The organism is Shewanella sp. SM20 (assembly GCF_025654545.1).
Lineage (GTDB): Bacteria > Pseudomonadota > Gammaproteobacteria > Enterobacterales > Shewanellaceae > Shewanella > Shewanella oncorhynchi.
The window spans coordinates 1-7,637 of record NZ_JAKKRK010000091.1 but is presented as its reverse complement, the minus strand read 5'-3'; the positions used below and the strand labels follow the sequence as shown (position 1 = coordinate 7,637).

The 7,637-nt window shown below is 44.9% G+C and carries 7 protein-coding genes and 3 pseudogenes; 8 read left to right on the top strand and 2 right to left on the bottom strand.

All coding sequences use genetic code 11. The annotated features are described in order from the left end of the window. A pseudogene (locus tag L5M18_RS22375) lies at positions 1–138 on the bottom strand (IS4 family transposase); the annotation flags it as partial. Positions 139–243: 105 nt separating this feature from the next. Further along, positions 244–603, bottom strand: a pseudogene (locus tag L5M18_RS22370) (NADP-dependent oxidoreductase); the annotation flags it as partial. 146 nt (positions 604–749) lie between these two features. Here L5M18_RS22370 and L5M18_RS22365 point away from each other — a divergent pair. From L5M18_RS22365 to L5M18_RS22330, 8 genes and pseudogenes are all read left to right on the top strand, one after another. Beyond that, on the top strand, positions 750–1,238 hold the full coding sequence (locus L5M18_RS22365; RefSeq protein ID WP_263198649.1) for a MarR family winged helix-turn-helix transcriptional regulator: 489 nt from the start codon (positions 750–752) through the stop codon (positions 1,236–1,238). 120 nt (positions 1,239–1,358) lie between these two features. Next, entirely contained in the window at positions 1,359–2,048 is a 690-nt protein-coding gene (locus L5M18_RS22360) for a hypothetical protein (RefSeq protein ID WP_263198648.1), read from the top strand. 261 nt (positions 2,049–2,309) lie between these two features. Beyond that, entirely contained in the window at positions 2,310–4,427 is a 2,118-nt protein-coding gene (nrdD, locus tag L5M18_RS22355) for an anaerobic ribonucleoside-triphosphate reductase (RefSeq protein ID WP_113938821.1), read from the top strand. Between the two features lie 104 nt (positions 4,428–4,531). Beyond that, a complete protein-coding gene (nrdG, locus tag L5M18_RS22350) occupies positions 4,532–4,993 on the top strand; it encodes an anaerobic ribonucleoside-triphosphate reductase-activating protein (protein ID WP_198572215.1) in 462 nt (153 codons plus the stop codon). Between the two features lie 114 nt (positions 4,994–5,107). After that, complete coding sequence (locus L5M18_RS22345; RefSeq protein ID WP_028760414.1) at positions 5,108–5,464, top strand: YibL family ribosome-associated protein; 357 nt, start codon at positions 5,108–5,110, stop codon at positions 5,462–5,464. 272 nt (positions 5,465–5,736) lie between these two features. Beyond that, positions 5,737–6,351 carry a GTP cyclohydrolase II gene (gene ribA / locus L5M18_RS22340; protein WP_006087423.1) on the top strand — a complete coding sequence of 205 codons (615 nt, stop codon included), beginning with the start codon at positions 5,737–5,739 and terminating at the stop codon, positions 6,349–6,351. A gap of 57 nt (positions 6,352–6,408) precedes the next feature. Continuing rightward, a complete protein-coding gene (locus L5M18_RS22335; RefSeq protein ID WP_263198647.1) occupies positions 6,409–7,353 on the top strand; it encodes a hypothetical protein in 945 nt (314 codons plus the stop codon). A 141-nt stretch (positions 7,354–7,494) separates the two neighbouring features. Further along, positions 7,495–7,637 (top strand): annotated as a pseudogene (locus L5M18_RS22330) (IS982 family transposase); the annotation flags it as partial.

Below are 7,637 nucleotides of genomic sequence, written 5' to 3'. Positions count from 1 at the left end.
TCGACCTAACTCAGTCAAGGTCAGTGTCTTACATTCAATCAGTGCCTTAGAGGCCAGCATCAAGCTGTTTAATCGTTTTAGGTGAAGTTCTGGGCAGTATTGGTGTAAAGAATGTTGTAGGATATTGGCTTCGCGCATCTTGTTGTCCAAGTGTAGTTTTTGGCGAAACCATTTGATCATGCAACAAGATGCGCTTCCACCCTAATTTGATGATTTATTTGTAAATCATCAGGGGATTCTTCAGAGCGTAGTTAGTGGTAAAGCTGTCAGTCCTGCGGTATCTGTGACTGCGTGTTCACGCCAACCTAGCATGCTGCTGACTTTCGTACCAACCGGGAACTCGGTGTTTTTTGACGCGATAACTTCACCAATCGCACCGCCTTCTAAGACTTGATTTAAGGCGAAGGGCGGAACATAACTCTTGCGATCAACCATGCGCCCGAGCATGTAAGGGTCAACCGACATCCATAGATTTTTAATCAGCACTTGTCCATCAGCGAGCGGTGCTAACGCTTTATTTACTAAAGTAAAGTTCTGTGCCGTAGGCATGCCTTCTGGGCGACTAGCTAGATGGATTTCACGGGTTTCAGTCATACTCTTCATAAAAACTCACCTTTTGTTTGTGCGCAAACTAATGATGTTAACTCTACGTGGCTTTAAGATCGAATGCAAATAGTTTGCGCGCAAACTAGATGAGGTGGGACAGATCGGATAATATAGCGTTATGTTTAAATCACAGGCGCTTAAACGTGCAGAATTGCTTACCTCAACCTGAGCTAGACGCTACAAAACAGACTCATAGCCAAGCTTCTAGCGATCCACTCTGTTTATCCGATAATGTTTGTTTCGCGTTATATTCTGCGAGCAATGCATTAGTGCGTGCTTATCGGCCTCTACTCGAGGCATACGAGTTAACTTTCCCTCAATATTTAGTGATGCAAACCCTGTGGCGTCAAAACGGCTGCAGCCAAACCCAGCTATCAATGGCGACTAAACTCGATATGGGAACCCTAACGCCAATCGTTAAGCGCTTAGAGGTAAAAGGCTTGATCACGCGTTTGGCCTGCGTTGAAGATGAGCGGAAAAAATTGATCACTCTGACGACTCAGGGAGAGGCGATTAAGCATGAAGCCCTAGCCTTGAAACAAACTTTGCTGAATAAAGTACAAATGGATGCAGAGGCACTCGATTTGTTGAGGCGGCAATGTCTTGCCCTTATTGAAGATTTACAGTCCTAGAGATAAAGCTACTGGTGCTGTTCGCTACCCGAGAATTCAGGCTCTGCACAGATTAATACTTGATTGGCTTAGTTTTTGCTTTAAAACCGTCATTGAGTCTTAGACGCCGAATTTTTGACGATGAATTCTATTTTAAATGCCTTTAATCTTAATCGCAGCAGTGCCAGTATCGCCGATGCCTATGGTGCCAATAGCCAAAAGACGAGCACGGCTAAAACCGATACTACGATAGAAACAAATAAAACGCAGACGGATGCTACCAAACCCGATAACGGTAAAACCGATGAGATAGCGCTGTCGCCAAGGGCGCAACGCGCACAGAAAATTCAATCGATGGCGAAGGATTTTTTTGCCGATGGTCAATTTGGCGTCGCCGATATTCCCGCATTGGTGTCGCGCTTACAAAAAGATGGCATTTTATCGGATGTGCAACTCGAGCGTTTATCGAAAAACGGTATTACAGTGCCGAGCACAACAACGCCGACTAAACAATCGTTGCAAGATTTTTTAGATGATGAAATCAAGTCATTAGCTAAAAAATCACCTAATAATCCTCTTATCAATACCTTAGTAGATGCTAAGAACGTCTTAACCAATATGGATGATGCTCAGTCGCCGGTGCTAGCCCAGAAGGCCACGAAAGTCCTTAGCCAATTGACGGATTATTTGAATTCTGAACCTCCGCTTACGGATGCTCAAAAGCAGCAGTGGCAGGGGCTAAAATCTATGATGCAACTTGCTTCATCTATGGGGGTACATCAATCTGCATCGGGCCAACTCAGTAGTTATCTTGCGCTTGCTAAACGTTAATTCACATCCATAGTGCGTGATAAACACAAATTGTCACGCATTCAACTAGCTGGGTTTAATCAGCAGGTCAAGGCGCAATTTTCAGATAATTGGGCCTAGCTGCAGTTCTGGTTTGTTCTTTTATTTCATCCTAAAAACTATGATCTGGATCATGGACTCCTTACCGTCATTGTAGCCTAATGCTCTACATATTGTGTTTTGTGCTTTTAAAATCACTAGATGTAGTGTTAATTTTTAGGCGAGATGGAGAGGAACTGAACAATGCCAGTCGTAATTAAGCGTGATGGTTGCCGCACACCTTTTGATGAAACAAGGATACGGGATGCAGTGAATGCCGCTGCAAACTCAGTTGGAATAGAGGATGGCGACTATGCAGCGACAGTGGCAGCGTGTATCAGTCAGAGCGTCGCGCCATTAGCAGAAGTCGATATCCACCATCTACAAGATGCGGTTGAGAATTTACTGATGGAAGGGCCGTACAAGTCCCTGGCGCGGGTGTATATCGAATACCGTCACGACAGAGATGTGTGCCGTGAAGCGACCAGTAAACTCAACCTCGAAATCCGTGGTTTAGTTGAGCAAAGCAATGCGGCTTTACTCAATGAAAATGCTAATAAAGATTCAAAAGTCATTCCTACTCAGCGGGATTTACTCGCGGGCATAGTCGCCAAACATTACGCCAAGAGTCATATTTTGCCAAAGGATGTGGTCGCTGCCCATGAAGCGGGCGAGATCCATTACCACGACCTAGATTACTCGCCGTTTTTCCCGATGTTTAACTGCATGTTGATTGATTTAGCTGGCATGTTGACCCACGGCTTTAAAATGGGTAATGCCGAAATTGAAACCCCTAAGTCTATTTCAACAGCGACAGCGGTGACCGCGCAGATCATTGCCCAAGTGGCGAGCCATATCTATGGCGGCACAACTATCAACCGTATCGATGAAGTGTTAGCGCCATTTGTCGCTAAGAGCTACGACAAGCATTACCAAATTGCCCTGAATTGGAAGATTACCGACGCCAAAGCCTTTGCCACGGCGCAAACTGAAAAAGAATGTCACGATGCATTCCAGTCTTTGGAATATGAGGTCAATACTTTACACACTGCCAATGGCCAAACACCGTTCGTGACCTTTGGATTTGGTTTAGGTACGTCGTGGGAATCGCGCTTAATTCAGCAATCTATGCTCAAAGTGCGGATGGCGGGATTGGGTAAAAATCGCAAGACGGCAGTATTCCCTAAGCTAGTGTTTGCGATTCGTGATGGCATTAATCATAAAGCGGGCGATTGCAATTACGATGTAAAACAGATGGCGCTCAAATGCGCGACAATGCGCATGTATCCCGACATTCTCAACTACGAGCAAGTCGAGAAAGTGACCGGTTCATTTAAAACCCCAATGGGCTGCCGTAGCTTTTTAGGCACCTATGAAGAAAATGGCGAGCTTGTGCATGAAGGGCGCAATAATTTGGGAGTGGTCAGTTTAAACCTGCCGCGGATTGCCTTAGAAGCCAATGGCGATGAGGCTGAATTTTATCGCATTTTAGATGACAGATTAGTATTAGCCCGTAAAGCACTGGATACCCGTATTGAGCGACTGAACGGTGTTAAAGCCCGCGTGGCACCTATCCTCTATATGGAAGGCGCCTGTGGTGTACGCTTGCGCGCTGATGATGATGTGGCGCAAATCTTTAAAAATGGTCGCGCTTCGATTTCACTCGGTTACATTGGCCTGCATGAAACCATGAATGCACTCTATGGCACCCAAACCCATGTATTTGACGATGCACAATTAAGGGACAAAGCCGTTGCTATTGTTGCTTATCTTAAAGCGGCTACCGATGCGTGGAAGGCCGAAACAGGTTATGGCTTTAGTCTGTATAGCACGCCAAGTGAGAGTCTCTGCAGCCGTTTTTGTAAACTGGATGCGAAGCAATTTGGCCTAGTCACAGGGGTGACGGACAAGGGCTATTACACCAATAGTTTTCACCTCGATGTGGAAAAAAGTGTTAACCCTTACGATAAAATTGATTTTGAACAGCCATATCCCGCTATCGCGAACGGTGGCTTTATTTGTTATGGCGAATATCCCAATATGCAGCATAACCTCGAAGCGCTGGAAAACGTCTGGGATTATAGCTACAGCCGCGTGCCTTACTATGGCACTAACACGCCAATTGATGAATGCTACGACTGTGGCTTTACCGGTGAATTTAGTTGTACCAGTAAAGGGTTCACTTGCCCTAAGTGTGGCAATCATGAGCCTAGTCGGGTTTCTGTGACGCGCCGTGTGTGCGGTTACTTAGGCAGTCCTGATGCGCGGCCCTTTAATTATGGCAAGCAAGAAGAAGTAAAACGCAGGATCAAACACTTGTAACACTATTACCTTATTCTGCCTGTTAGACTTATTCCGTGGCATCAAATAGTGCCACGGGATGAGTGTCAGTGTTAAAAGATGAAATGCACTATGAGTGACCATCAATGAATTACCATCAGTATTTCCCTATCGATGTGGTCAATGGTCCTGGTACGCGTGCGACCTTGTTTGTTTCTGGTTGTGAGCACCAGTGCCGGGGTTGTTACAACCAAAGCACGTGGGATCCCCGTTCTGGGCATGTGTTTGATAGGACGATGGAAGATAGGATTATTGCCGATCTTAATGATAAGCGGATTGTGCGCCGTGGTTTATCGCTTTCGGGCGGAGATCCTTTATTGCCTGTCAATCTCAGTGCCATTTTGACGCTCGTCAAACGAGTCAAGGCTGAGTGTAAGGGGAAGGATATTTGGCTGTGGACAGGTTATGTGCTCGATGAGTTGAGTGATGAACAGCGCGCCGTGTTGGCCTATATTGATGTGCTGGTGGACGGAAAATTTGAACAAAGTCTTGCCGATCCGAGTCTCGTGTTTCGCGGTAGCAGCAATCAGATCATTCGTTTGTTATAAAAGCGGTAACGAGGATCTGTAACTTGCTGCTATAATCTCAGGCCTTGACACAGACGCTAGCATAATCAGGCTAAGATTTTACTGTGGCTAACTTAGGTAATTTAAGGTAACAGAATGAATTTAAAGCAAGAACTGCAGCAGCTTAACGATAAATTAGATAAATTTCGTCGTAAACTTGCTGCGGCTGAACAAAGAGGCGATGACGTCATTATTGCCCAGTTCAAACGCGAAATCGCTGCGGTCACTAAGCAAATCGGCAGTGTGAAAGGACAACAAACCCGCTTATTGAATAAGCAAGGGTCAGATATCAAAGGTTTGCCTTTCCATCGTGCTTTGACAAAAGCGGAACAAGCAGACATGGGCAAACTGAAAAAGTCTGTCAAAGGGCTTGTGGTAATCCACCCTATGACGGCTATCGGCCGTGAAATGGGGCTAACGGAAGTTACTGGATACGCTCCCGCAAAATTTTAATGTGGGATTGGATGTCACTGGCACGGGATCGAGTGTCGATCACGTGTTTGTGCTCCTGTATTTAATGCACTGCTTCGTTTTAATCCATTCCTTCGTGCTGCCCATCGAAAAGACATTCATGTTTGGTTTAGTTGATTAAAACACTAAAGTATTTCTGGATTGTTCGAAAACACTTTAGAATAGTGCGCTTAGTTGGCTAAGTGCCTAATCCTCGTTTTGTTTCTAGGGATCTTATTCGTCTCATGGAATGAGAGTTGTCGTTAAGGTTAAGTATGTCGATAAAATATGTCGCGACGTCAAAGTTACCCACTCCTTGGGGCGTGTTTGCCATGCATGGTTTTGAAGATACCGAATCAGGTAAAGAGCATGTTGCGCTCACATTCGGTACTCTCAGTGCGGATGAACCTGTGTTGGGCCGTATTCATTCCGAGTGTTTAACCGGCGATGCTTTATTTAGCTTGCGTTGTGACTGTGGTTTTCAGTTACAAGCTGCCATGCAAAATATTGCGGAAACGGGCAGTGGCTTTATCCTCTATTTACGCCAAGAAGGCCGTGGCATTGGTTTGCTGAATAAAATTCGCGCCTATGAGCTGCAAGATAAAGGCGCCAACACGGTTGAAGCCAACGAGCAACTCGGTTTCGAAGCGGATATGCGTAAATACGACATGATCAAGCCTATGCTGGAACAGATAGGGGTGAAGCATGTGCGTTTGATGACCAATAATCCGCGTAAAGTGAAAGCGATGAAGGAGTTTGGCATCGAAGTGGTTGAGCGCGTACCACTGCAAGTTGGTAAAAATCGTTATAACGAAGCGTACTTAAAAACTAAATCCACTGAGCTTGGACACATGATGTCTGAATATCATTTTATGGATGAAAATAAGTAGTTTTGTCATCATGATGAGTCGACCGATTGAGTTAAAAATGAGGAAGGTTTAAGTCAATTGAGCCATTGTTTCAGTCGGTTGCTATTAAGCTTGTCGCTAATGTGCTTGGCATTACTGAGCGTTATTCCTACCACCTTTGCCGATAGTATTTCCGCTACAAATACATTCATATCTGCATCTCAAGCGGATGATTCCGGCTTTTCTATCAATCATGCACCTAATAATGCTAATGGTAGTAATCCGATAGAAACTAGCACTAATCCAAATTCTGTTTACGCCTTTGGTAGTTATCTTGGCACTGGCGTTTACCGCGCTGCAAACCAAAATGCGACCGTCGTTAGCATTCCGTTAAGCTTTGATTTGAAGAAAGATAGCGGTAGCCAAACTTGGTTACGATTACCTATCTCCTTTGGTTTTTTTGATTATCTAGCCAAAGATATCACTGAAGGTGAGTTGCCGTCGTCGATAGGTACTATGACAGTTACCCCAGGTTTTGAGCATCATTGGCAGGCGAGCGAAAATACTCGAATGGAAGGGTATTTAGATATCGGTTTTGGCACTAACTTCGATAAAAACGATAACGTTGCTATTATCGCCTCAGGGATCAGTAGCTTGTATGACTTTATCTTAGCAGGGCAGGATGCTGTGTGGGTATCGAGATTACGCTTTGCTGGGTACAGCGAGCACTATGGTAAGTTTTCTGATCAATTTGCAGTACTACAAACAGGTGTTGATTTAGGGTTAGCACCACGCTGGCAATGGTGGGATCTGCAGGTACAACCAAGGATCTTTGCTGTAGGCTATTGGTATTTCAATGAACTTAGATTTATTAGCGAGATAGAGCAAGATACTATTGTTTCTGGTAGCTATGAGGCAGGCTTCTCGCTTGCCTTTTCTAAGCCGTTAGGCGGTGAATTATTGAGTGTTGATCGCATCGGATTCAGTTATCGTCGTGGCGATGGGCTCAATGTTTGGCGTTTAATGTTCAGCTTTCCCATCTAAGTGGGTTAACGATAGTCAGTTGGTCTTGTATTAGTTTAACCTGAACTCGGGATAAGAAATGTTGAACTAATAGCCCTCCAAGTGATCGGATCTTTCGACCAAGAGAAACCCCATCACACCGGAGGGCCTATGCATAAATTAGTGGAAGTGTTTTGCGATGTCGATGATTTTTGCGCTGTTTTCATTCCAGAATGGGAAAAAACGCTGTTAACCGATGGTACACGCAAGCGTCAACGCCCTGGCCGTATGACGATGAGCGAAGTGATGACCATCATCATACTTTT